This is a genomic window from Streptomyces sp. NPDC013455 (assembly GCF_040632975.1).
Lineage (GTDB): Bacteria > Actinomycetota > Actinomycetes > Streptomycetales > Streptomycetaceae > Streptomyces.
This window is the reverse complement of sequence record NZ_JBEYCX010000003.1, coordinates 1-25,801: the sequence shown is the minus strand read 5'-3', so window position 1 is coordinate 25,801 and position 25,801 is coordinate 1. Positions and strand designations below refer to the sequence as shown.

The 25,801-nt window shown below is 71.8% G+C and carries 14 protein-coding genes, 1 tRNA gene and 2 rRNA genes; 3 read left to right on the top strand and 14 right to left on the bottom strand.

What is annotated here, in order from left to right; all coding sequences use genetic code 11:
- Window positions 1-164: 164 nt before the first annotated feature.
- Together ABZ576_RS06770 and ABZ576_RS06765 are read left to right on the top strand one after the other, a co-directional pair.
- Window positions 165-5,366 (top strand): ATP-dependent helicase, encoded by a 5,202-nt coding sequence (locus tag ABZ576_RS06770; RefSeq protein ID WP_360736720.1) that lies wholly within the window; start codon window positions 165-167, stop codon window positions 5,364-5,366.
- A 141-nt stretch (window positions 5,367-5,507) separates the two neighbouring features.
- Window positions 5,508-6,353 (top strand): DNA-formamidopyrimidine glycosylase family protein, encoded by an 846-nt coding sequence (locus ABZ576_RS06765; protein ID WP_360736718.1) that lies wholly within the window; start codon window positions 5,508-5,510, stop codon window positions 6,351-6,353.
- A gap of 72 nt (window positions 6,354-6,425) precedes the next feature.
- Here the strand turns inward: ABZ576_RS06765 and ABZ576_RS06760 are convergent, their stop codons facing one another.
- The 10 genes from ABZ576_RS06760 to ABZ576_RS06715 form a co-directional block, all read right to left on the bottom strand.
- The gene (locus tag ABZ576_RS06760) at window positions 6,426-6,707 is read right to left on the bottom strand and encodes a hypothetical protein (protein WP_360736716.1); all 282 of its coding nucleotides are present in this window, start codon (window positions 6,705-6,707) and stop codon (window positions 6,426-6,428) included.
- Between the two features lie 105 nt (window positions 6,708-6,812).
- Window positions 6,813-7,283, bottom strand: coding sequence for a DNA starvation/stationary phase protection protein (locus tag ABZ576_RS06755; RefSeq protein ID WP_360736714.1), 471 nt, complete (start codon window positions 7,281-7,283; stop codon window positions 6,813-6,815).
- A gap of 232 nt (window positions 7,284-7,515) precedes the next feature.
- The gene (locus tag ABZ576_RS06750) at window positions 7,516-7,890 is read right to left on the bottom strand and encodes a helix-turn-helix transcriptional regulator (RefSeq protein ID WP_053666341.1); all 375 of its coding nucleotides are present in this window, start codon (window positions 7,888-7,890) and stop codon (window positions 7,516-7,518) included.
- Between the two features lie 109 nt (window positions 7,891-7,999).
- Window positions 8,000-8,545, bottom strand: a complete 546-nt coding sequence (locus tag ABZ576_RS06745) for a CinA family protein (RefSeq protein WP_360736711.1) — start codon at window positions 8,543-8,545, stop codon at window positions 8,000-8,002.
- On the bottom strand, window positions 8,542-9,312 hold the full coding sequence (gene pgsA, locus ABZ576_RS06740) for a CDP-diacylglycerol--glycerol-3-phosphate 3-phosphatidyltransferase (protein ID WP_360736708.1): 771 nt from the start codon (window positions 9,310-9,312) through the stop codon (window positions 8,542-8,544). The genes ABZ576_RS06745 and pgsA overlap by 4 nt, the downstream gene beginning before the upstream one ends.
- Window positions 9,309-10,781, bottom strand: coding sequence for a 30S ribosomal protein S12 methylthiotransferase RimO (gene rimO, locus ABZ576_RS06735; protein ID WP_360736705.1), 1,473 nt, complete (start codon window positions 10,779-10,781; stop codon window positions 9,309-9,311). Before rimO ends, pgsA begins: the two co-directional genes overlap by 4 nt.
- Before the next feature lie 106 nt (window positions 10,782-10,887).
- Window positions 10,888-11,730: a RodZ domain-containing protein gene (locus tag ABZ576_RS06730; protein WP_360736703.1), complete on the bottom strand. Its 843-nt coding sequence runs from the start codon at window positions 11,728-11,730 to the stop codon at window positions 10,888-10,890.
- Window positions 11,731-12,011: 281 nt separating this feature from the next.
- Window positions 12,012-14,813: a DNA translocase FtsK gene (locus ABZ576_RS06725; protein WP_360736700.1), complete on the bottom strand. Its 2,802-nt coding sequence runs from the start codon at window positions 14,811-14,813 to the stop codon at window positions 12,012-12,014.
- A gap of 124 nt (window positions 14,814-14,937) precedes the next feature.
- The gene (locus ABZ576_RS06720; RefSeq protein ID WP_360736698.1) at window positions 14,938-15,615 is read right to left on the bottom strand and encodes a response regulator; all 678 of its coding nucleotides are present in this window, start codon (window positions 15,613-15,615) and stop codon (window positions 14,938-14,940) included.
- 291 nt (window positions 15,616-15,906) lie between these two features.
- Complete coding sequence (locus ABZ576_RS06715; RefSeq protein ID WP_360736695.1) at window positions 15,907-21,366, bottom strand: HAMP domain-containing protein; 5,460 nt, start codon at window positions 21,364-21,366, stop codon at window positions 15,907-15,909.
- Between the two features lie 409 nt (window positions 21,367-21,775).
- On the opposite strand from ABZ576_RS06715, the gene ABZ576_RS06710 reads away from it, so the two are divergent.
- Window positions 21,776-24,535, top strand: coding sequence for a SpoIIE family protein phosphatase (locus ABZ576_RS06710; protein WP_360736693.1), 2,760 nt, complete (start codon window positions 21,776-21,778; stop codon window positions 24,533-24,535).
- A 45-nt stretch (window positions 24,536-24,580) separates the two neighbouring features.
- On the opposite strand, the gene ABZ576_RS06705 is transcribed toward ABZ576_RS06710, so the two are convergent.
- From ABZ576_RS06705 to ABZ576_RS06690, 4 genes are all read right to left on the bottom strand, one after another.
- A tRNA-Thr gene (locus ABZ576_RS06705) sits at window positions 24,581-24,656 on the bottom strand.
- Between the two features lie 84 nt (window positions 24,657-24,740).
- On the bottom strand, window positions 24,741-25,403 hold the full coding sequence (locus ABZ576_RS06700) for a DegT/DnrJ/EryC1/StrS family aminotransferase (protein ID WP_360737612.1): 663 nt from the start codon (window positions 25,401-25,403) through the stop codon (window positions 24,741-24,743).
- 114 nt (window positions 25,404-25,517) lie between these two features.
- A 5S ribosomal RNA gene (gene rrf / locus ABZ576_RS06695) occupies window positions 25,518-25,634 on the bottom strand.
- A 70-nt stretch (window positions 25,635-25,704) separates the two neighbouring features.
- Window positions 25,705-25,801 (bottom strand): 23S ribosomal RNA (locus ABZ576_RS06690); the annotation flags it as partial.

The following is a 25,801-nucleotide window of genomic DNA, read 5'->3' as shown; positions in this document are numbered from 1 at the left end:
GTCTCACCCGCCGTCGGCCGGCGGCCGGAGGTCATCGCCCGGCCGCGGGGCGGGGTCGGCAGCCATCGACCGGCCCCGCCCCGGGGCCACCACGGCGTTGCCCCGGACGTGCCCCATTCGCCCAGGTCAGGACGATTGTCAGTGGTCGGGTGCAGGATGGACGCATGGTCAGCTCCGCGCATCGAGCTCTCGACGGCTTCTCCCCCGCGACCCGCGGCTGGTTCACGGGGGCGTTCTCCGCGCCCACCGCGGCCCAGGCGGGCGCGTGGCAGGCCATCCGGGAGGGCTCGGACGTGCTGGTGGTCGCCCCGACCGGCTCGGGCAAGACGCTCGCCGCGTTCCTCGCCGCCCTGGACCAGCTGGCCTCGGCCCCGCCCCCGGCCGACCCGAAGAAGCGCTGCCGGGTGCTGTACGTGTCCCCGCTGAAGGCGCTGGCGGTCGACGTCGAGCGCAATCTGCGCAGCCCGCTGACGGGGATCCGGCAGGAGTCCGTGCGTCTCGGCCTGCCCGAGCCCGAGGTCAGGGTCGGCATCCGCTCCGGTGACACCCCGGCCGCCGAGCGCCGCGCCCTGTCCACGCGCCCGCCGGACATCCTGATCACCACCCCCGAGTCGCTGTTCCTGATGCTGACCTCGGCCACGCGCGACGCGCTCACGGGCGTGGAGACGGTGATCCTGGACGAGGTGCACGCGGTCGCGGGCACCAAGCGCGGGGCGCACCTCGCGCTGTCCCTGGAGCGGCTGGACGAGCTGCTGCCGAAGCCGGCCCGCCGGATCGGACTGTCGGCGACCGTGCGCCCGGTGGACGAGGTGGCCCGGTACCTGTCCCCGCGCCGCAAGGTGGAGATCGTCCAGCCGGAGTCCGGCAAGGAGTTCGACCTCTCCGTGGTCGTCCCGGTCGAGGACATGGGCGAGCTGGGCGGCGCCCCGGCCGCCGACGCCGCCGAGGGCGCGGAGCGGCCGTCGATCTGGCCGCACGTGGAGGAGCGGATCGCGGACCTGGTGCAGTCCCACCGGTCCACGATCGTGTTCGCCAACTCCCGCCGCCTCGCGGAGCGGCTGTGCAACCGGCTCAACGAGATCGCGTACGAGCGGGCGACCGGCGAGACCCTGGACGAGCACCACTCCCCGGCCCAGCTGATGGGCGGCTCCGGCGCGGCCCAGGGCGCGCCCCCGGTGATCGCCCGCGCGCACCACGGGTCGGTCTCCAAGGAACAGCGCGCCCTGGTGGAGGAGGACCTGAAGGCCGGCCGGCTGCCCGCGGTGGTGGCCACCTCCAGCCTGGAGCTGGGCATCGACATGGGGGCCGTGGACCTAGTCGTCCAGGTCGAGTCCCCGCCCTCGGTCGCCTCCGGGCTCCAGCGCGTGGGCCGCGCGGGCCACCAGGTGGGCGCCGTCTCCACCGGTGTCGTCTTCCCGAAGTACCGGGGCGACCTCGTCCAGGCGGCCGTGGTCACCGAGCGGATGCGCTCGGGCGCGATCGAGTCCCTGCGGGTGCCCGCGAACCCGCTGGACGTGCTCGCCCAGCAGCTGGTCGCCATGACGGCGCTGGACACCTGGCAGTTCGACGACCTGCTGGCCCTGGTCCGCCGCGCGGCCCCGTTCGCCTCGCTGCCCGAGTCGGCGTTCACGGCGACGCTGGACATGCTTGCCGGACGCTACCCGTCGGACGCGTTCGCGGAGCTGCGCCCGCGCGTGGTGTGGGACCGCGTCACCGGTGAGATCACCGGCCGCCCGGGCGCCCAGCGCCTCGCCGTCACCTCCGGCGGCACGATTCCCGACCGTGGCCTGTTCGGCGTCTTCCTCGCCGGTTCCGACCCCAAGAAGGGCGGTGGCCGGGTCGGCGAGCTGGACGAGGAGATGGTGTACGAGTCCCGGGTGGGCGACGTCTTCACGCTGGGCACGAGTTCCTGGCGCATCGAGGACATCACCCGCGACCGGGTCCTGGTCTCCCCCGCCCCCGGTGTGCCGGGCCGGCTGCCGTTCTGGAAGGGCGACCAGCTGGGCCGTCCCCTGGAGCTGGGCCGCGCGGTGGGCGCGTTCCTGCGCGAGGTGGGCTCGCTGTCCAGGGACGACGCCCGGCTGCGCCTGCTGGCGGCGGGCCTGGACGCCTGGGCGGCGGACAACGTGCTGTCGTACCTGGACGAGCAGCGCGAGGCGTGCGGCCATGTGCCGGACGACCGGACGATCGTCGTGGAGCGCTTCCGGGACGAGCTGGGCGACTGGCGGGTCGTCGTGCACTCCCCCTTCGGCGCCCAGGTCCACGCCCCCTGGGCGCTCGCCCTCGGCGCCCGGCTGTCCGAGCGGTACGGCATGGACGCCCAGGTCATGCACGCCGACGACGGCATCGTGCTGCGCCTGCCCGACGCCGACCTGATGGGCCTGGACCTGCTCGACCGGGAGCCGGTGAAGGCCGGCGCGGAGTACGACGGCGAGCAGGCCCCGGTCGGCGCGGCGGACGTCGCGTTCGAGAAGGGCGAGGTGGACCAGATCGTCACCGACCAGGTCGGCGGCTCGGCGCTGTTCGCCTCCCGGTTCCGTGAGTGCGCCGCCCGCGCGCTGCTGCTGCCGCGCCGCAACCCGGGCAAGCGCACGCCGCTGTGGCAGCAGCGCCAGCGGGCGGCCCAGCTGCTCCAGGTGGCGAGCGAGTTCGGCTCCTTCCCGATCGTCCTGGAGGCGGTGCGGGAATGCCTGCAGGACGTCTTCGACGTCCCCGGGCTGACCGAGCTGATGGGCGACATCGAGTCCCGCAGGGTGCGCCTGGTCGAGGTCACCACCCCGGAGCCGTCCCCGTTCGCCCGTTCCCTGCTCTTCGGGTACGTCGCCCAGTTCCTGTACGAGGGCGACTCCCCGCTGGCCGAGCGCCGGGCGGCCGCGCTGTCCCTGGACTCCCGGCTGCTGGCCGAGCTGCTGGGCCAGGCGGAGCTGCGCGAACTGCTCGACGCCGAGGTCCTGACCGAGCTGGAGCGCGAACTCCAGTGGCTCACGGAGGACCGCCGGATCAAGGACGTGGAGGGCGTCGCCGACGTGCTCCGGCTGCTCGGCCCGCTGACCGACGCCGAACTGGTCGCGCGGGGCGCGGATCCGCAGTGGGCGCCGGAGCTGGCCGGGGCCCGCCGCGCCATCAAGGTCCGGATCGCGGGGGCCGGCCACTGGGCGGCCGTCGAGGACGCGGGCCGGCTGCGCGACGCGCTCGGCACGGCGCTGCCGGTCGGCGTCCCGGAAGCGTTCACCGAGCCGGTCAAGGACCCGCTGGGCGACCTCCTCGCGCGGTACGCCCGCACGCACGGCCCGTTCACGTCGGCGACGGCGGCCGCCCGCTTCGGCCTGGGCGTGGCGGTCACCGAGGGTGCCCTGCAGCGGCTGGCCGCGGCCGGCCGGGTCGTCCAGGGCGAGTTCCACCCGGCGGGCATCGGCCAGGAGTGGTGCGACGCCGCCGTACTGCGCCGGCTGCGCCGCCGCTCCCTGGCGGCCCTGCGGCACGAGCTGGAGCCGGTGCCGCCCGCCGCGCTCGCGCAGTTCCTGCCGCAGTGGCAGCACATCGGCCGGGGCCACGGGCTGCGCGGCGTCGACGGACTGGTGCGTGCGGTCGAGCAGCTGCAGGGTGCCTCGGTGCCGGCGTCGGCGCTGGAGAAGCTGGTCCTGCCGTCGCGCGTGGCCGGCTACACACCCTCGATGCTCGACGAGCTGACGGCCGCGGGCGAGGTCGTCTGGGCCGGCGCGGGCGCCCTGCCCGGCAAGGACGGCTGGGTCTCGCTCTATCTGGCGGACGCGGCCCCGCTGCTGCTCCCACCGCCGCACCCGCTGGAGCTGACCCCGCTTCACCAGTCCGTCCTCGACGCCCTTTCCGGCGGCTACGGCCTGTTCTTCCGGCAGATCGCCGACCAGGTCCGCGCCACCACCCACCCCGACGCCACCGACCCGCACCTGGCCGACGCCCTGTGGGACCTGGCCTGGTCGGGCCGGCTCACCAACGACACACTCGCGCCGATGCGGGCCCTGCTGGGCTCGGGCCGCACGGCGGGATCGACCGCCCACCGCGCCAAGCGCGCCGTCCCGCGCGGACGCTACGGGTCCCTGACGGCCGCCGCGCGCACCGCTTCCCGTACCGGCCCGCCGACCGTGGCCGGCCGCTGGTCCCTGCTGCCCGCGGTGGAGCCGGACGCCACCGTGCGCGCGCACGCGCTGGCCCGCACGCTGCTGGACCGGCACGGCGTGGTCACCCGGGGCGCGGTCGCCGCGGAGGGCGTCGAGGGCGGCTTCTCCGCGGTGTACCGGGTGCTGTCGGCCTTCGAGGAGAGCGGGCAGGCCCGGCGCGGTTACGTGGTCGAGGGTCTGGGTGCGGCCCAGTTCGCCATGGACGGCGCGGTGGACCGCCTCCGCGCGGTGGCGAACGCCCGCGAGCGCACCGAGGGCCTGCCGGCCGCGGCCCCGACCAGCGGTTCCGCCGGCACCGGCGCCGGAGACGGATTCGGTGCCGGGGCCGGCTTCGATGCCGGATTCGATGCCGGGACCACAGCCGGGTTCGGTGCCGGAGCCGCAGCCGGATTCGGCGAGCCGGGGTACGCCGACCCGTTCGGCGGCTCCGGCGGCGCCCCGCACGGCCACTCCGCTCCGGACGCCTTCGACGGGGCGGACGGCGGCTTGGCCCACCCCGGCCTGGACGGCGACTTCACCTGGCCGCCGGAGGACCACCCCACCGCCGACGGCGACCGCGTCTCACCGCGCGGCCCGGCCGACCCGTTCGCCTCACCCGGCTACGGCGGCCCGCGCGGAGGCGGCACCGCCGCCCACGGCTCGAACCCCTCCTACGGTCCGGGCTCACCCTACGGCCCGGGTTCCTCCTACAGTCCGTCCCCTCCCTACGGCCCGGGTTCCTCCTACAGTCCGTCCCCTCCCTATGGCGCGGGTTCCGCCTACGGCCCCGCCCGGCACCGCGGCTACGGCAACGGCCGCGCGGGTTCCGCCGCCCCCGACCCCCGTGCCGTGGTCCTGGCCGCCGCCGATCCGGCGAACGCCTACGGCTCCGCCCTCCCGTGGCCGGAGCCGCCGACCGGAGCCGGGCACAAGCCGGGCCGCAAGGCCGGCTCACTGGTCGTCCTGGTGGAGGGCGAGCTGACGCTGTACATGGAGCGCGGCGGCAAGACGCTGCTGGCCTGGCCCGTCACCGCGGACACCGCCGCGACCGACGACCCCCGCCTCCGTACGGCCGCCGAGGCGCTGGCCGCCGCGGCCCGCGCGGGCTCGCTCGGCACGGTCACGGTGGAGCGGATCAACGGCGGCCAGGCACTGACGTCCCCCATCGGCGCCCTGCTGGAGGCGGCGGGCTTCGTGGCGACCCCCCGCGGCCTGCGTCTGAGGGCGTGACCGGCGCCCGGCCGCACCCGGCCCCCGCCCGGGCTCCGGCCCCGGCACCGGCACCGGCACGGGCACCGGCACCGGCACCGGCACGGGCACGGGCACGGGCACGGGCACCGGCACCCATGCCCCCCATGGCACCCTGGACACATGCCCGAAGGTGACACGGTCTGGCAGGCCGCGCGGCGGCTGCACGAGGCCCTCGCGGGCAAGGCGCTGACCGTGAGCGACTTCCGGGTGCCGAAGTACGCGACGGTCGACCTGACCGGCCGCAGGGTGCTGAGCACCATCCCGCGCGGCAAGCACCTGCTCACCCGCTTCGAGGGCGGTCTGACCCTGCACACCCATCTGCGGATGGAGGGCGCATGGAAGGTCTTCGGCACGGGCGAGCGCTGGCGGGGCGGACCGGCGTACCAGATCCGTGCGGTCCTCGGCACGCCGGACCGCACGGCCGTCGGCTACCGCCTCCAGGTACTGGAGCTGCTGCGCACGACGGAGGAGGAGCGCATCGTCGGTCATCTCGGCCCCGATCTGCTCGGCCCCGACTGGGACCCGCGGCGCGCCCTGGCCAACGTGCTCGCGGACCCCGCCCGCCCGCTCGGCGAGGCCCTGCTCGACCAGCGCAATCTGGCCGGCATCGGCAACGTCTACAAGAGCGAGCTGTGCTTCCTGCTCGGTGTGACCCCCTGGCTGCCGGCCGGCGCGCTCCCCGCGGACCGCGCCGAGAAGCTGCCCCTCCTGGCCAAGCGGCTCCTGGAGGCGAACCGCGAACGCCCGGTCCGGCAGACCACCGGCCTGCACCAGTACGACCTGTTCGTCTACGGCCGCGCACCCCGCCCGTGCCTGCGCTGCCGGACCCCCGTCCGGGTGGCCGACCAGGGCGACGGTTTCCAGGAGCGCCCCACGTACTGGTGCCCCACCTGCCAGACGGGACCGGCGCCCGCGCCGGGCACGGCCCAACGCTGGCGCGACCGCTATCCCCGCGGCACCGGCTGACCACTCACGTCGCGAGCAGCCCGGACGACATCACACACCCCGTGCCGTGTCCGGCGCCGGACGCGTCCGCGTTCACGACGGCTCGGACACTTCGCCCGAACGGGGGTGTGGTGATGCCGCCCCGGTGGTGTCACCCGCCCGCCAGGCCGCAAGCCAGCGCCCCGGCCGCACGGCCCCGATCGCGCGCCTCTCGGGTATGCAGTGCACCGGCAGCAGGCTCACCCCCCAGCCGCCGGCCACGACGACGCCTTCCACCACTCCCGGGTCCGCGCCCGCGAGCAGCCGGAGCACGGTCCACCACCACAGAGCCCCCAGGCCGAGCGCGAGCCCCCCGCGCACTATCCGCCCCACCATGCCCGCCACCACCTCCAGCCGGACGCTAGACCGTCGCCTGTCCCGCACGGGAGGCGCACCACGGGCTCACCGATGCACCGGGGAACCGGTCCCCCGCCGCGCCTGCTACGCGTTCTCCGCCTGGAACATCCAGTGATGCTTCTCCAGGTCCGCGGTGATCCCGATGAGTATGTCCTGGGAGACCGGGTCCGGCTCCCCGGTTGCGGCCACGCGCTCCCGCATCCGGGTGATCACCGCGCCAAGCGCGTCCACCATCGCCCCGACCGCGTCCACGTCCTTGACCCACCCCGTCGGGACGGCCTTGATGCCGCTGGCGGAGGCCACCGTGGCGGCGCGCCCGTCCGGCGGTACGCCCAGCGCCGAGGCTCGTTCGGCCACCGTGTCGGAGTGGGCGCGGGCGGAGGCGACGACCTCGTCGAGCTGGAGGTGGATGGAGCGGAAGCGGGGACCGACGATGTTCCAGTGGATCTGTTTGGCGACCAGGGACAGGTCCACGAGATCGACCAGGGCACCCTGCATCGCCTCGGACACGGTCTTCAGGTCCGCGTCGGCCAACGAGCTCTTCACGACGTACATCCGTTTCCTCCGGTGCTCCGAGCCGTCACATCCCTCCCACCATGACCGCACCACCGGGCACCGGCAAACGGGCGCATTCCGGGCACCCGGCCGACCGGCGAAGAAACCGGCAAAGAACAGGCCCCGGCCGAAACCGGCAAAGAAGAGGCCCCGGCCGGACTCTCCAGGTCTGCCTGGAAAGCCGGCCGGGGCCTCGTACTCGTCTCGGGTCGTCAGGCCGCGCGCGCGGACCTCACGCGGCGACCACGTCCACCGCCTCCGCGGGCGCCTTGATGGTCACCCGTTCCGGTGGCACGCCGGTCACCGACACGGAACCCAGCATCGGCCGGACCGGCGTGGGCACGGGTTCGGTGGCCGCGGCGGACTGGGCCAGCTCGGCGAGAGCCAGCTCGTCGCTCACTTCTCGCATGAGTTCCGACATCCGTACGTCCAGCGCGTCGCAGATGGCGGCGAGCAGCTCGGAGGAAGCCTCCTTCTGCCCCCGCTCCACCTCGGAGAGATAGCCGAGTGAGACTCGGGCGGACGAGGAGACTTCGCGCAGAGTACGGCCCTGGCGTTGGCGCTGCCGACGCAGCACGTCACCCAGCAGGCGACGGAGCAGAATCATCGGTGGCTCCCTCCTCGGACCGCGTAGCCGCATCCTTCTCGCCCCACCGTACCGCCTTGCGCCGCGGCCGTGCGGGGAGCGATGTCGTGTTCACTCAGGGCTGCAAACATCAAAACCCCCCGTTCCGTTCCGTATCCTGTGCCCGCTCATTCCCAGTCTGTTCGCCCGCCAGCTGCTCCAAGAGCACTGCGAGTACGCTCCGTACACTCTCCATACGAATTTCCGCACGGCTGCCGTTCAACCGCAGAGCCTCGACTTTTCCGCCACCGGCAGAACCACTCCGGGCCGTCGAAGGGCCCTCGACGGCCACGAAAACCGTCCCGACGGGCTTGCCGTCCTGCGGCTCGGGACCCGCGACACCGGTGGTCGCGATGCCCCAGTCGGCCCCCAGAGCCTTTCGCACTCCGGCCGCCATCTCGCCCGCGACCTGCGGATCCACCGCTCCGCGCTGGGCCAGCAGGGTGGCGTCGACATCCAGCAGCTCGTGCTTCAGTTCGGTGGCGTAGGCGGTGACCGAGCCCCGGAACACCTTGGACGCTCCGGGTACCCCGGTGATCTCCGCCGCCACGAGGCCACCGGTCAGCGACTCCGCGACGGCGAGGGTCTCGCCCCTCACGGTCAGTAGTCGCACCACTTCGGTGGCCGCGGAACTCACGCTTCCTTCTCCTCCAACGCCGCCGCGCGCTCGGCGATTCCCCTACGGCGCAGCACAATGGCCTGTCTTACGTAGTCGAGGCCGGTGACGACGGTCAGGACGACCGCCACGGCCATCACCCAGAACCGCGCGGTGGCCAGCCAGCCCGTCAGCGCCAGGACGTACATCCCGACGGCCACGCCCTGGGTGAGCGTCTTCAGCTTGCCGCCCCGGCTGGCCGGGATCACGCCGTAGCGAATGACCAGAAAGCGCAGCAGGGTGATGCCGAGCTCCCGGCCCAGGATCACGGCCGTCACCCACCACGGCAGGTCACCCAGGGCGGACAGACAGATGAGCGCCGCCCCCATGATCGCCTTGTCAGCGATGGGGTCGGCGATCTTCCCGAAGTCCGTGACCAGGTTGTAGGTGCGCGCCAGATGCCCGTCGAACAGGTCGGTGATCATGGCGACGGCGAAGGAGGCCCAGGCCAGCGAGCGCCAGGCCGGGTCGTAGCCACCGCCCGCCAGCATCAGCGCCACGAAGCCGGGCACGAGGAGCAGCCGGAGCATCGTCAGCAGATTGGCGACGTTCCAGACGCTGGCCTGGTTGACGGCCGCGGCCGCGATCTTCCCGCCGCGCGCGGGCTTGCCGCCGCCCTCGGGAGTCGTGGCCTCGCCCTCGGCGGGACCGGAGACCTCGGACCGGGCTCCGTCGGCAGCGGCGGCGGAACCCACGGCGCCGTGCGCGCCGGAGGAGCCGCCCGCGGCGGATGCCGGGACTCCGGTCATCTGCCCGCCTCCTCACTACACGCGAGCGAGCCGGTCAGCGGCTCGGCGACCAGGTCGACACCTTCGGTGCCGACCACCTTCGCCTCGACCATACGTCCCACGGTCAGGCCCGCGCCGCTCGTGAGCAGCACGTGGCCGTCGGTCTCCGGCGCCTGGTGCGCGGCGCGGCCGTGGACGCCCTCCTCCTCGTCCACGGACTCCACCAGGACCCGCAGGGTCTCGCCGACGCGCTCCTCGGCGCGCTGGGCGACGAGTTCCTCGGCGAGCCGGGAGATGTGCGCCAGCCGCTCGGCGACGACGTCCTCGGCCAGCTTGCCGTCGTAGGTCGCCGCCTCCGTGCCCTCCTCGTCGGAGTAGCCGAAGACACCGATGGCGTCGAGCCGGGCGCCGTTCAGGAAGCGCTCCAGCTCGGCCAGGTCCGCCTCCGACTCGCCGGGGAAGCCGACGATGAAGTTGGAGCGCACGCCGGCCTCGGGCGCCTTGTTCCGGATGGTGTCGAGCAGTTCCAGGAAGCGGTCGGTGTCACCGAAGCGGCGCATGGCGCGCAGCACGTTCGGCGCGGAGTGCTGGAAGGACAGGTCGAAGTACGGGGCGACCTTCGGCGTCGAGGTCAGCACGTCGATCAGGCCCGGGCGCATCTCGGCGGGCTGGAGGTAGCTCACCCGCACCCGCTCGATGCCGTCGACCCCGGCCAGCTCCGGCAGGAGGGACTCCAGCAGGCGGATGTCGCCCAGGTCCTTGCCGTAGGAGGTGTTGTTCTCGGAGACCAGCATGATCTCCTTCACGCCCTGCTCGGCCAGCCAGCGCGCCTCGTTGAGGACGTCGGCGGGGCGGCGGGAGATGAAGGAGCCGCGGAAGGACGGGATGGCGCAGAAGGAGCAGCGCCGGTCGCAGCCCGAGGCCAGCTTGACCGAGGCGACCGGGGAGCCGTCCAGGCGGCGGCGCAGCGGCGCGCGCGGGCCCGAGGCGGGGGCCACACCCTCCGGGAGGTCGGCCGGCCCGTGGCCGGGCAGCGCCACCGCCGCGGCCGACTCCTGGCGCTCGGCCGGGCTGATCGGCAGCAGCTTGCGCCGGTCGCGCGGGGTGTGCGAGGCGTGGACGCCGCCGGACAGGATGGTCTGCAGGCGGTCGGAGATGTCCGAGTAGTCGTCGAAGCCGAGGACGCCGTCGGCCTCGGGCAGCGCCTCGGCCAGCTCCTTGCCGTACCGCTCGGCCATGCAGCCCACCGCCACGACGGCCTGGGTTCTCCCGTGGCCCTTGAGATCGTTGGCTTCCAGCAGGGCGTCGACGGAGTCCTTCTTGGCGGCCTCCACGAAGCCACAGGTGTTGACCACGGCGACGTCGGCGTCCGCGGCGTCCTCGACGAGCTGCCAGCCGTCCGCCTCCAAACGGCCTGCGAGCTCCTCGGAATCCACCTCGTTACGAGCGCAGCCGAGAGTGACGAGTGCGACGGTACGGCGTTCAGGCATGGGCTCAAGACTACTTCGTCCCACGGACAGCCCACGTCGACGGGGTTGGCCGATCGCGGCCGACTCCGTCACATCCCGCGTACGCGTCTCCGCCGCGTACGGCCGGTCAGCCCGCCACCGGGTCGCCCTTCGTGTAGGTGAGGCGTTCCACCGAGCCGGGCCGGAAGGTGTCCTCGATCTTCTTGCCGTTGACGTACAGCTCGATCGCGCCCGCGTCCCCGAGGATCAGGTTGATCTTGGAGCTGTCCTGGAAGGTCTTGGACTGGCCCTTCTTCAGCAGCCCGTCGAAGAGCATCCGGCCGTTGTGGTCCTTGGCCGAGATCCAGCTGCGTCCGTTGGGCGCGCTGACCTGGACGGTCACCTTGTCCTGGGGCGCGGCGGCGATGGCGCTGTCGGAGGGCTCGCCGGTCGGCTTGGCGGGCTTCTCCTTGGTCGGCTTCGGCGAGGCCGACTTGCTCACGACGGGCGTGCCGCCCTCGGCGAGCTGCGACTTCGCGTCGCCGGAGTCGTCGCCGCCCTTGAAGGCGGTGAACCCGACGAACCCGATCACGACGACGATCGCGGCGACCATCGCCGCGGTCCAGTTCGGGCCGCGCCGCTCGGGCCGGATCCGCTCGGCTTCGAACAGGGGTGCGGCGGGGGTGGGCGCGGGACGGCCGCCGTGCTCGGCGTCGTACCGGGCGATCAGCGGCTCGGGGTCGAGGCGGACGGCCCTGGCCAGCGTGCGGATGTGCCCCCGGGCGTAGACGTCGCCGCCGCAGGGGGCGAAGTCGTCCGCTTCGATGGCGTGCACGATGGCGATACGGACACGAGTGGCGCTGCTGACATCGTCCACGGTGAGCCCGGCCGCGATCCGCGCCTGCTGGAGCATGCGGCCCACGGAGGGACGGGCTTCCTGGGACTCGTCTGGGAACGGACGCTCGTCTTCAGGGGAGTTGCCGATGGACACGGGGGCGCCTTTCGAGCGTGTAGCCACCTGTGCTGGAAGCTCAGTCTAGGGGGGGTACGAAAGGGTGGGGCAACCGGGCGGTAGGACTTTGTACGCCAACGGAATGGCCCGACATTCCGCTCACATGACAGGCAGGTACCCCATGATGGGGCGCCTACCTGTCCTCTCGCCCAACTGGACGTACGACCAAGGGAAACGGTTGCTCACCGGTCCCTAACGGGTGCATCACGGTGATGCGGCCACCCGGCGTAACCGACTTCCGTCGAACGGCCCTTCGTCCCTCACCCCTCCGACTCCCCGCGGATCACGGCGAGCACACCGTCCAGCTCGTCGGGCTTCACGAGAACGTCACGTGCCTTGGAGCCCTCGCTGGGTCCGACGATGTTGCGCGACTCCATGAGGTCCATGAGCCGGCCGGCCTTGGCGAAGCCGACGCGCAGCTTGCGCTGGAGCATGGACGTCGACCCGAACTGGGTGGAGACGACCAGCTCGGCCGCCTGGCACAGCAGGTCCAGGTCGTCGCCGATGTCCTCGTCGATCTCCTTCTTCTGCTTGGTGCCCACGGTGACGTCGTCGCGGAAGACGGGCGCCATCTGCTCCTTGCAGTGCCGGACGACGGCCGCGACCTCCTCCTCGGTGACGAAGGCGCCCTGCATACGGGTCGGCTTGTTCGCCCCCATCGGCAGGAACAGCCCGTCGCCCTTGCCGATCAGCTTCTCGGCGCCGGGCTGGTCGAGGATGACCCGGGAGTCGGCCAGCGAGGAGGTCGCGAAGGCCAGCCGGGAGGGCACGTTGGCCTTGATGAGGCCGGTGACCACGTCGACCGACGGGCGCTGGGTGGCGAGCACCAGGTGGATGCCGGCCGCGCGCGCGAGCTGGGTGATGCGCACGATCGCATCCTCGACGTCCCGTGGGGCGACCATCATCAGGTCGGCCAGCTCGTCCACGATCACCAGCAGGTACGGGTACGGCTGGAGCTCCCGCTCGCTGCCCTCGGGCGGCTTCACCTTGCCCTCGCGCACCGCGCGGTTGAAGTCGTCGATGTGCCGGTACCCGTAGGCGGCCAGGTCGTCGTACCTGAGGTCCATCTCGCGGACCACCCACTGCAGCGCCTCGGCGGCCCGCTTGGGGTTGGTGATGATCGGCGTGATCAGGTGCGGGATGCCCTCGTAGGCGGTCAGCTCGACGCGCTTGGGGTCGACCAGGATCATCCGGACGTCCTCCGGTGTCGCCCGCATCATCACCGAGGTGATCAGACAGTTGATGCAGGACGACTTGCCGGAGCCGGTGGCGCCGGCGACCAGCATGTGCGGCATCTTCGCCAGCGAGTGCATGACGTACCCGCCCTCGACGTCCTTGCCGAAGGCGACCAGCATCGGGTCGTCGTCCTCCGCGGACTCCGCGAGGCGCAGCACGTCGCCGAGGTTGACCATCTCCCGGTCGGTGTTCGGGATCTCGATACCCACCGCGGACTTGCCCGGGATCGGGCTGATGATCCGCACGTCGGGGCTGGCCACCGCGTACGCGATGTTCTTGGTCAGCGCGGTGATCCGCTCGACCTTCACGGCGGGGCCGAGCTCGACCTCGTAGCGGGTGACCGTCGGGCCGCGGGTGAAGCCGGTGACGGCCGCGTCGACCTTGAACTCGGTGAAGACCTGGGTGAGCGAGGCGACGACGGCGTCGTTGGCGGCGCTGCGCGCCTTGCCGGGTCCGCCGCGGTGGAGCAGGTCCAGGGAGGGCAGCGCGTAGGTGATGTCGCCGGACAGCCGGAGCTGCTCCGCGCGCGCGGGCAGGTCGCGGGGCTCCTCGGGGGTCTTCTTGGTCAGGTCGGGCACGGTCCCGCCCTGGGCCTTCTCCTGCCGGGGGCGTGCGGCCGGGGCCGGGACCGGTGACGGGGTGGACGCGGGCGCGGGCGGGGAGGCGGGCGCGGGCGCCGGCGTGGGCACCGGGGTGGTGTCCTCACGCTCGCCGGCGGCGACCCCCTGGGTGAGGTCGGCGACGAGCGGGGACGGCGGCATCCCGTGCAGGACGGCGCCGTCGAGCGCGGCGGCGGCGGCCGCGGCGACGTCCACGGCGTCCAGCGGCCGGCGGGGGTCCGGCTGGGGCACCGCGGAGCGCCTGGGGCGTCCCCGGCGCTGCGAGAGGGCCTCTTCCTCGGCTCCGTCCGGGTCGTACGCCGGCGGTGCGCCGGAGCGCCGGCGGGGGCGCACGGGTGTCGCCCCGCGCCACTGTTCGTCGTCGCCCTCGCCGTAGCCCTCGCCGTAGCCCTCGCCGTAGCCCTCGCCGTCCGCCGCGAACCGGTCGTCGCGGTCGGGCAGCACGCCCAGGTGCACGCCGAGCAGCCGCAGCCGCTGCGGGACGGCGTTGACCGGGGTGGCGGTCACCACGAGCAGCCCGAAGACCGTCAGCAGCACCAGCATGGGTACGGCGAGCACGTCGGTCATGGTGTACGTCAGCGGGGTGGCCGACGCCCAGCCGATCAGACCGCCGGCGTCCCTTATGCCCTGCATGCCGGCGCTGCGCGCGGGCGAGCCGCAAGCGATGTGGACCTGCCCGAGCACGCCGACGACGAGCGCGGACAGGCCGATCACGATCCGCCCGTTGGCCTCCGGCTTCTCCGGGTGCCGGGCGAACCGTACGGCGATCACCGCGAGCAGTATCGGCACCAGCAGGTCGAGGCGGCCGAAGGCGCCGGTGACCAGGATCTCCACCAGCTCGCCGACGGGCCCCTGGAGGTCCGCCCAGGTCCCGGCGGCGACGATCAGCGCGAGCGCGAACAGCAGCAGCGCGACGCCGTCCTTGCGGTGGGCCGGGTCGAGGTTCTTCGCGCCCTGCCCTATGCCGCGGAAGACGGCGCCGACGGCGTGCGCGAGGCCGAGCCAGAGGGCGCGCAGGAGCCGGTACACGCCCCCGGTGGGGCTGGGTGCCGGCTTCGCGGGCGCGGGCTTCCTGACCGCGGCCTTCTTGGCGGGCGCCTTCCTGGCCGGGGCTTTCTTCGCGACGGCCTTCTTCGCCGGAGCCTTCGCGGGAGCCGCCGCCTTCTTGGCGGGCTGCTTCTTGGCTGCGGAGGGACGTGAGGCCATGGGTGTGAGGTTACCGGTGGAGGCGACAGTGGACACGCGTGCCCACGGCTTCACCCGTTCGTGTCGTGCTTGCCGGGGCACGGAACTGACGCACGTTCATCGGCAACTGCGGTGCCGGCCCGCGTCAGTTCTGCGAGGGCACCGAGGCGCTGCCGCCCGTGCCCGGCTCCAGGGCGTCGAGCGCCCGGCGCAATCCGGTGAGTTTGCGCTCCAGATGCGCCGCCGTGGCCACCGCCGCGGCGTCCGCCGAGTCGTCGTCCAGCTGCTTGGACAGCGCCTCCGCCTGCTCCTCGACGGCCGCGAGCCGCGCGGAGAGCTCGGCGAGCAGCCCGGCCGACTCCTTGCCGGCGACCCCGCCCTTGCCGCCGCCCTCCAACTGGAGCCGCAGCAGCGCCGCCTGCTCGCGCAGCTGGCAGTTCTTCATGTACAGCTCGACGAAGACCGAGACCTTCGCGCGCAGCACCCACGGGTCGAACGGCTTGGAGATGTAGTCCACCGCGCCCGCCGCATAGCCGCGGAAGGTGTGGTGCGGGCCGTGGTTGATCGCCGTGAGGAAGATGATCGGGATGTCCCGGGTGCGCTCGCGCCGCTTGATGTGCGCGGCGGTCTCGAACCCGTCCATGCCCGGCATCTGGACGTCCAGCAGAATGACCGCGAAATCGTCCGTGAGCAGCGCTTTGAGCGCTTCCTCCCCGCTCGATGCCCGCACCAGCGTCTGATCGAGCGCAGAGAGGATGGCCTCCAGCGCCAGCAGATTCTCCGGCCGGTCATCGACCAGGAGGATCTTGGCCTTCTGCACCATGGCCCGCCCTCCTCGCCCCGGCGGTACACCGGGCGCCGCCCCAGGGGACGACTCCCTTTCGCCGCCCGTCCTTGTGCCGGTCATCGTAGCCGCACCCCGCTCGTCGCCACACCCTGTCACCGTGATGTCACTGTGCACGTAGCGGAAACGCGGCGGGACGCCGGAAGGTTCCCGGAATCTCGCATTCCCACCCGGTGCCGGCCTTCATCATGCAGCAACTCCCCGGGCACGCCAGAGGTTCCCGTGAGGCGCGCGCCCGATCCGGCCACACCCGCCTCCGTGCCCCCGCGATCACTCCACGGCCATCCACTGTCGCATCACCGACAGCAGGTGATCCGGGTCGACCGGCTTGGTGACATAGTCGGAGGCACCCGACTCGATCGCCTTCTCCCGGTCGCCCTTCATCGCCTTCGCGGTGAGCGCGATGATCGGCAGCCCCGCGAACTGCGGCATGCGGCGGATCGCCGTGGTCGTAGCGTACCCGTCCATCTCGGGCATCATGATGTCCATCAGGACGACGGCCACGTCCTCGTGCTGTTCCAGCACCTCGATGCCCTCACGGCCGTTCTCCGCGTACAGCACCGACAGACCGTGCTGCTCCAGGACGCTGGTGAGCGCGAACACGTTGCGGATGTCGTCGTCGACGATCAGCACCTTCTCGCCGCCGAACCGCACCGCGCGGCCGGGCTGCGGCGCGCTCTCCTGTTCGACGCCCCCGACCCACGGCTCGGAGCGCTGCACCTCCTCGGGCCGGGTCCGCCGCCGGCGCCTGAAGAGCGCTGCGGCACCGTTCTGCGTCTCCTGGTACGACTTCACCTCGGCCGGCGTCTCGATCTCCGCCGCGGACAGCTCCGTGGACAGGTGCGCCTCGGAGGCGACCAGGTCGCCCGCCTCCAGCGCGGGCACCGACTGCTGGTACCCCTGCGGCGGCAGCTCGCTCGGGTACAGCGGCAGGTAGAGCGTGAACGTCGAGCCGCGGCCCGGTTCGCTCTGCGCGTGGATCTCACCGCCGAGCAGCTGCGCGATCTCCCGCGAGATCGACAGGCCCAGACCGGTACCGCCGTACTTGCGGCTGGTGGTGCCGTCCGCCTGCTTGAACGCCTCGAAGATCACGCGCATCTTGCTGGCCGCGATGCCGATACCGGTGTCGGTCACCGAGAACGCGATCAGCTCGCCGTTCGGGTCGGCCAGCGAACCGGCCTCCAGCAGCTGCTCCCTGATGGTCGGCGGCACACCCGCACCGGCGGGCCGGATCACCAGCTCCACCGATCCGGAGTCGGTGAACTTCACCGCGTTGGACAGCAGGTTGCGCAGCACCTGGAGCAGCCGCTGCTCGTCGGTGTGCAAGGTGGCCGGCAGCTCCGGGGAGACGCGTACGGACAGGTCCAGGCCCTTCTCCGCGGTCAGCGGCCGGAAGGTGGCCTCCACGTAGTCCACCAGCTGGACGAGGGCGATACGCGTCGGGGAGACGTCCATCTTGCCCGCCTCGACCTTGGACAGGTCCAGGATGTCGTTGATCAGCTGGAGCAGGTCGGAACCCGCCCCGTGGATCGTTTCGGCGAACTCCACCTGCTTCGGCGACAGGTTGCCCTCGGCGTTGTCGGCCAGCAGCTTCGCCAGGATCAGCAGCGAGTTGAGCGGCGTGCGCAGCTCGTGCGACATGTTGGCGAGGAACTCGCTCTTGTAGCGCATCGACACGGCGAGCTGCTCGGCACGCTCCTCCAGGACCTGCCGGGCCTCCTCGATCTCGGTGTTCTTCACCTCGATGTCCCGGTTCTGCCGGGCCAGCAGCTCGGCCTTCTCCTCCAGCTCGGCGTTGGAGGCCTGCAGCGCCTTCTGCCGGTTCTCCAACTCGGCCGACCGCTCCCGCAGCTGCTCGGTCAGCTCCTGCGACTGCTTGAGCAGCTGTTCGGTCTTGGTGTTGACCGAGATGGTGTTGACGCTCGTCGCGATCATCTCGGCGATCTGGTTGAGGAAGTCCTTCTGGATGTGCGTGAACGGCGTGAACGACGCCAGCTCGATCACGCCGAGCACCTTGCCCTCGAACAGCACCGGCAACACGATCACCTGCGCGGGCGGGGCCTCGCCGAGCCCGGAGGAGATCTTCAGGTAGCCGCTGGGGGCGTTGTCCACCAGGATCGTGCGCTTCTCCTGGGCGGCCGTGCCGATCAGCGCCTCACCGGGCCGGAACGACGTCGGCATGGACCCCATCGAGTAGCCGTACGAGCCCAGCATCCGCAGCTCGTAGGCGTCCGGCCCGCCGCCGACGTCCTTGCCCTCGGCGAGCGGCATCGCCAGGAAGAACGCGCCGTGCTGCGCGGACACCACCGGCGTCAGCTCGCTCATGATCAGCGAGGCCACGTCCTCCAGGTCCCGGCGGCCCTGCATGAGCGCGGAGATCCGGGCCAGGTTGCCCTTGAGCCAGTCCTGCTCCTTGTTGGCGATCGTGGTGTCGCGCAGGTTCGCGATCATCTTGTTGATGTAGTCCTGCAACTCCTGGATCTCGCCGGAGGCGTCGACGTCGATCTTCAGGTTCAGGTCGCCGCGGGTCACCGCGGTCGCCACGCGCGCGATGGCACGCACCTGCCGGGTCAGGTTGCCGGCCATCTCGTTCACGGACTCGGTGAGGTCGCGCCAGGTTCCGTCGACGTCCCGCACCCGGGCCTGACCGCCCAGCTGGCCTTCCGTACCCACCTCGCGGGCCACTCGCGTGACCTCCTCGGCGAAGCTGGACAGCTGGTCGACCATCGTGTTGATCGTCGTCTTCAGTTCGAGGATCTCACCGCGGGCGTCGATGTCGATCTTCTTCGTCAGGTCACCCTTGGCGATGGCCGTGGTGACCATGGCGATGTTGCGCACCTGGCCGGTCAGGTTCGACGCCATCTGGTTCACCGACTCGGTCAGGTCCTTCCAGGTGCCGGCCACACCCGGTACGTGCGCCTGCCCGCCCAGGATGCCGTCCGTACCCACCTCGCGGGCCACCTTGGTGACCTGGTCGGCGAACGAACTGAGCGTCTTCACCATGGTGTTGATGGTGTCGGCGAGCTGGGCGACCTCACCGCGCGCCTCGATCGTCACCTGCCGGGTCAGGTCACCGTTGGCGACGGCCGCGGCCACCTGCGAGATGTTCCGCACCTGCATGGTCAGGTTGTTGGCCATCAGGTTGACGTTGTTGCTGAGGTCCTTCCAGATACCGGTCACGCCCGGTACGTGCGCCTGGCCGCCCAGGATGCCCTCGGTGCCCACTTCACGGGCCACCCGGGTCACCTGCTCGGCGAAGCTCGACAGCTGGTCGACCATGGTGTTGACCGTCGTGACGAGTTCGAGGATCTCGCCCTTCGCGTCCACCGTGATCTTCTTCGACAGGTCGCCCTTGGCGACCGCGGTCGTGACCTCGGCGATGTTGCGCACCTGGATGGTCAGGTTGTTCGCCATGAAGTTCACGGACTGCGTGAGGTCCTTCCAGGTGCCGGAGACGCCCTGCACCTCGGCCTGACCGCCGAGCATGCCCTCCGTGCCCACCTCGCGGGCCACCCGCGTGACCTCCTGGGCGAACGACGACAGCTGGTCCACCATCGTGTTCAGGGTGTTCTTCAGCTCCAGGATCTCCCCGCGGGCGTCCACGGTGATCTTCTGGGAGAGGTCACCGCGCGCCACGGCCGTGGCGACCTGCGCGATGTTGCGCACCTGGGCCGTGAGGTTCCCGGCCATGCCGTTCACGGAGTCGGTCAGGTCCCGCCACACACCGGCCACGCCGGGCACCTGGGCCTGCCCGCCGAGGCGGCCCTCCGTACCCACGTCGCGGGCCACCCGGGTCACCTGGTCGGCGAAGGCGGACAGCTGGTCGACCATCGTGTTGATGGTGTTCTTCAGTTCGAGGATCTCGCCGCGCGCGTCGACGTCGATCTTCTGCGACAGGTCGCCGCGCGCCACCGCCGTCGTCACCTGGGCGATCTGCCGGACCTGGGAGGTCAGGTTGCCGGCCATGAAGTTGACGGAGTCCGTCAGCTCCTTCCACGTGCCGGAGACGCCGTCCACCCGGGCCTGACCGCCCAGCCGGCCCTCGGTGCCCACGTCCCGGGCCATCCGCGTGACCTGGTCGGCGAAGCTCGACAGCTGGTCCACCATCGTGTTCACGGTGTTCTTCAGCTGCAGCATCTCGCCGGACACGTCCACCGTGACCTTCTGCGACAGATCACCGTTCGCCACCGCCGTCGTCACCTGGGCGATGTTGCGGACCTGCCCGGTGAGGTTGCGGAACGCCGTGTTCACGGAGTCCGTCAGGTCCTTCCAGGTGCCGGCCGCCCCCGGCACCTGCGCCTGGCCGCCCAGCTCACCCTCGACACCGATCTCCCGCGCGACCCGCGTCACCTCGGCACCGAACGCCGACAGCTGGTCCACCATGCCGTTGACGGTGTTCTTCAGCTCCAGCATCTCGCCGGCCACGTCCACCGTGACCTTCTGCGACAGGTCGCCGCTGGCCACCGCGGTCGTCACGGCGGCGATGTCCCGCACCTGCGTGGTCAGGTTCCGGAACACCGTGTTGACGGAGTCCGTCAGGTCCTTCCAGGTACCCGCGGCGCCGGGCACGTTCGCCTGCCCGCCGAGCCGGCCCTCCCCGCCGACCTCGTTCGCCACGCGTGTGACCTCGTCCGCGAAGATCCGCAGGGTCTCGGTCATCTGGTTGATCGTCTCGGCGAGCTGCGCCACCTCCCCGCGCGCGGGAACGGTCACCTTCTGCGACAGATCACCGTTGGCGACCGCGGTGGTGACCTGTGAGATCCCGCGCACCTGGGCGGTCAGGTTGCCCGCCATCGTGTTGACGGAGTCGGTCAGTTCCTTCCACACACCGGCCACCTCGGGCACCTGCGCCCGGCCGCCCAGGATGCCCTCGGTGCCCACCTCCCGGGCCACCCGCGTGACCTCGGAGGAGAAGGCCGACAGCTGGTCCACCATCGTGTTGACGGTGTTCTTCAGCTCCAGCATCTCGCCGGCGACATGGACGGTCACCTTCCGCGACAGGTCGCCCCTGGCGACCGCCGTGGTCACCAGGGCGATGTCCCGCACCTGGGCGGTCAGCCGGTCCGCCATCGTGTTGACGGACTCGGTCAGGTCCTTCCATGAACCGGACATACCGCGCACCTGGGCCTGCCCGCCGAGCTTGCCCTCGGTACCGACCTCGCTGGCCACGCGCGTGACCTCGTCCGTGAACGTCGACAACTGGTCGACCAGGTTGTTGACGGTACGGCCGACCTTGAGGAACTCACCCCGCAGCGGATGCCCGGTGCCGCCGTCCGGCGACTGCGTCCGCAGCTCCATGCGCGGCGAGAGATCGCCCTCGGCGACCGCCGTGAGCACCCGGCCGACCTCGGAGACGGGCCAGACGAGGTCGTCCACGAGCGCGTTGGAATGGTCGATGGCCGTCGCCCAGGAGCCCTCGCAGGCCCCCGTCTCCAGCCGCTCCGTGAGCTTTCCCTCACGCCCCACCATGCGCCGCACCCGCGACAGCTCACCGGTCAGATGCAGATTCCGGTCCGCCACCTCGTTGAAGACGGCCGCGATCTCCGACATCACGCCGTCCCCGGACACCGTGAGCCGCTTGCGGAAGTTGCCGTCACGCATCGACACGAGCGCCGCCAGCAGCCGGTTCAGGGCAGCCGTGTCCACCTCGGTGGTCCCGCCGCTCCTGCCGAGGGACGGTCCGCCTTTCGCGCGCGTCTTCGTGCCTCGCGTCGCCGCGCCAGACTCCACTGTGTCCCTCCCGGAGGGGTAGACCGTTCCTGCTGTACTCGGCCGCTTCGGCCCCGGCGTGCCGGTCATCGGCATACCGGTTACTTCCGCGTACCGGTTACTCCTGCGTAGTTCCGTCGGACGAGATCGGGCCACACCAGGGGCTGCTGCCCACCCTGCACGGAACCCACGCGAGCCGACCCGACCTTCGTCAGAAGCCTGCCCAGTGTTTCACCCCGGCCGAACCAGGCCATAACAGTTCGGCAGCTTCGCACATCGTCCGCACACCCTGGGGGCGTAAACACCGGCGACCGGCATCCGCTCGGACGGCGAAGGTAAGTAACCTTGCATGCGGCTGTCCAGCCGCACCGGTCCGACCGGCCTGGGCGGTGGCACGAGTACGAGCGGGCATGGAGGGGCGGCCGGACACATGACCACCGGACTGATCCCCGGGGGGCAGCCCCCGGAGCCACAGCCGACGGGCGAGCTGATGCCGCAGCAGCGGCACGAGCCGCCCGGCGGAGCAGCCCTGCACGTCGACAACCGGCCGAGGAGTTCTGTGATCACCGCGCGCGCGGCCGCCAGTTTCGAACCCGTCGGACGATCGGTCGCGACCGCCCGGTCCTTCGTCCGCGACACCCTCCAGGGCTGGGGCTTCGCCGACATCGTGGACGACGCGGTCGTCCTCACCAGCGAACTGGTGACCAACGCCGTCGTCCACGCGGGCACGCACGCGGACGTGCTGTGCCTGCGCACCGAGGACGGCGTGCGCGTCGAGGTCTCCGACCGCTACCCGGAGCGCGAGGTCCCCCTGCTGAGCTCCGCCACCGCGATCGGCAGCCCCGACCGCGAGGGCGGCCGCGGCCTCCAGCTCTGCGCGGCCCTGGCCGCCCGCTGGGGTGTCGACTACACACCCACGCACAAGAACGTCTGGTTCCAGCTCAACCTGCCCGAACGCCCGGTCGGCACGCGCGCGGCCGGCCCGGCCCTGCCCGCCGACCTGCTGCCGCTGGCCGACGGCCGGATCCGGGTCGCCGTCCTCCAAGTCGACCGGAAGGGCTCCATCAGCGCCTGGAACGAGGACGCGGAGGAACTGTTCGGCTACCCGGCGTCCGACGTCGTCGGCAAGCCCCTCACCGACCTGGCCGCCTGGCCGCACACCCCGGGCACCGGCACCGGCATCGCCGAGGCCCTCCAGCTCTCCCGCTGGGAGGGCACCTACGGCATCCGCGGCTCCGACGGCCGCGTGGCCCACGTCTACGCCTCCCACCTCCGGGTCCGCGACACCGGAGGCGAGCCCTCCACCGTCTGTCTCCTGGTCCGCGACCACGAGCGCGCCGTCCTCCAGACACCGCCCCGCGTCCCGGCCGGCGACCAGCCCCCGTCCTCCGACGGACAGAGCACCGACCCCTTCGAGGTGTTCATCGGCTCCCCCGCCCCCGACGACCTCGACGGCCTGCTCCAGCGCACGGTGGAGCGCGCCCGGGACATGCTCGACGGCGACTCCGCCTTCCTGCTGCTCGCCACCGACGACGAGACGGAACTGGAGGTCCGCGCCTCCACCGGCCTGCCCTCCGCCCGGCAGCGCTTCGCGCGCGTGCCCGTCGAAGCGGGCCCCGGGCGCTACGGCTCCGCCCGCATGCCCGCCGTCCACGACGACCTCGTGGCGGTCCCCGGCGCCGTGCCGCTGCTCGCCGGCACCGGCATGCGCTCGGTGGTCACGGTCCCGCTGAAGGTGGAGGGCCGGCTCACCGGCTCCCTCGGCGTCGCTGCGGAGGCGCCCGGCCGCTACACCAACGAGGAGGCGCTGCGCCTGCAGTTCGCCGCCGACCGCATCGCGCTGGCCGTGGAGTCGGCCCGCCTCGGCGAACTGGAGCGGCTGCGCCGCGGCTCACTCAGCTTCCTGGTCGAGGCGTCCGACCTGCTGGCCGGCACCCTGGACCGGGACCAGACCCTGGCCCTGATGGCCCAGATGACGGTCCCGACCCTGGCCACCTGGTGCGCGGTGTACACCATCGCCGACCAGGCGTCCGAGCCGTACCTGTCGTACGTGCTGCACGAGGACGAGGAACTCATCGACGGCATCAAGTCGTTGCTGTCGAAGCTCCCCCCGCCGGACCCGGTACCGACGCCCGGCGCCCGCGTCTGGACGATCCCGGGCGAGGTCGCCCACCAGGCGGCCCTGCGCAGCTCCATGCGCAGCCTTGGCCTGACCGGCGGCCCCGCGCACCAGGTCACCTCCGGCATCGGCCCGACCCTCGCCACGGCCTCCGCGGTCGGCGGCGAGACGGTCGTCCTGCCGCTCGTCGCCCGCAACCGCGTCATCGGCATGCTGACCCTCGGCAAGCCCACCGACGAGCACTTCCGCCAGGAGATCCTGGAACTCGCCGAGGACCTGAGCCGCCGGGCCGCCCTCGCCCTGGACAACGCCCGGCTGTACTCGGAGCGCACGGCCATCAGCCAGTCCCTCCAGCGCAGCCTGCTCCCGCCCGGCCTGCCGCAGATCGACGGCGTCGAGGTCGAGGTCATCTACCGCGCGGCCGGCGAGGGCAACGAGGTCGGCGGCGACTTCTACGACGTCTTCCCGATCGGCAACGGCGCGTACGGCTTCGCCATCGGCGACGTCTGCGGTACGGGCCCGAACGCGGCGGCGGTCACCGGTCTGGCCCGGCACGCCCTGCGCCTGCTGGCCCGCGAGGGCCTGTCCGGCCCGGCCGTGCTGGAGCGCCTGAACTCCGCGATCCTCGACGAGGGGGACCGCAGCCGCTTCCTGACCCTCCTCTACGGCGAGCTGCGCCCGCAGGAGGACGGCAGCGCCGAACTGAAGGTGGTCTGCGCCGGCCACCCGCTGCCGCTGCGCCTGCGCCAGGACGGCACGGTGGTGGCCGCTGCCGAACCGCAGCCGCTGCTGGGCGTCATCGAGGACCTGGAGCTCCACGAGGAGACGTTCACCCTCGACCCTGGTGACGTGCTGCTCTGCGTCACGGACGGCGTCACCGAACGCCGGGAGGGCACGCGCATGCTGGGCGACGACGGCCTCGCCGACGTCCTCACGGCGTGCACGGGTCTGACGGCGGGCGCGGTCGCGGCGCGCATCATGCGCGCGGTGGAGCGCTTCGCCTCGGACGCCCCGTCGGACGACATGGCGATTCTGGCGATGCGGGTCCCGGGAATCCACCAGGAGCCGTGAGCGAGCACGAAAAAGACCCCACCCGGAAGGGTGGGGCCTTTTTGCTGGAGCCCCCAAACGGAATCGAACCGTTGACCTTCTCCTTACCATGGAGACGCTCTGCCGACTGAGCTATAGGGGCCTGTCGTTTTCGAGGTTTCCCTCGCGGCGACGAAGAAACTGTACCCCGAGCGGGCCCCAGTTCCCAAATTCGTTCGGTGCCCGGTCAGAAGGCGGGCTGGAGGAGGCCGCCGAGGGCGTTGCAGGCGGACACGATGTGCTGCATCTCCCGCTTGGTCAGCGCGGCGTCCACGGGCAGCGCGAGTGTCTCGTCGGCGGCCACTTCGGTCTCCGGCAGGGACACGTACCGCCGGAACTCCGGCAGCCGGTGCACGGGCGTCTTGACCGGCACCCGGCAGTCAACTCCCTTGGCGCGCAGGGCGCGGGCGAACGCGTCGCGGTCAGGCCGGCCGTTCCCCGGCACGCGCACGACGTACTGCTGATAGGTGTGCCCGTCACCGCCGTCCGGCGTCCGTACGCCTTTCAGCTTGGCGTCGAGATAGGCGGCCCGCTGCCTGCGCTGGGCTATCTCGTCGTACGGTGCCTCGGACTCGCCCTGCTCCAGCACCAGCACGCCGTGCCGTTGTCCGAGCTCGCACAGCCGTCGGATGTCGGCCCGCCGTCCGAAGCGGTGCACGGCAACGACGGCCGCCGTGCGGGGGGTTATGGCCGCCTCGACCGCGTCCGGGCCGAGGCAGTAGGTCACCGGGTCTATGTCGGCGAACACCGGCAGCGCACCGGCCAGGGTCACGGCCTTGGCGACTTCGACGTTCCCGAAGGCCGGCACGACGACCTCGTCTCCGACTCCCACGCCGGCGGCCCTGAGCATTGCTGCAGTTCCCATGCCTGGATGCTGTGCCCGCTACGTGAACGACACGTTACGCGCAACAGAAAAAGGCCGGACCCCGAACCGAAGTTCAGGATCCGACCTTTATCAAAGATTGTTCGGCGGCGTCCTACTCTCCCACAGGGTCCCCCCTGCAGTACCATCGGCGCTGTGAGGCTTAGCTTCCGGGTTCGGTATGTAACCGGGCGTTTCCCTCACGCTATGACCACCGAAACACTATGAAACAATCAACAACCGAAGGCTGTTCGTGGTTTCAGAACCAACACAGTGGACGCGAGCAACTGAGGACAAGCCCTCGGCCTATTAGTACCGGTCACCTCCACACGTTACCGTGCTTCCAGATCCGGCCTATCAACCCAGTCGTCTACTGGGAGCCTTAC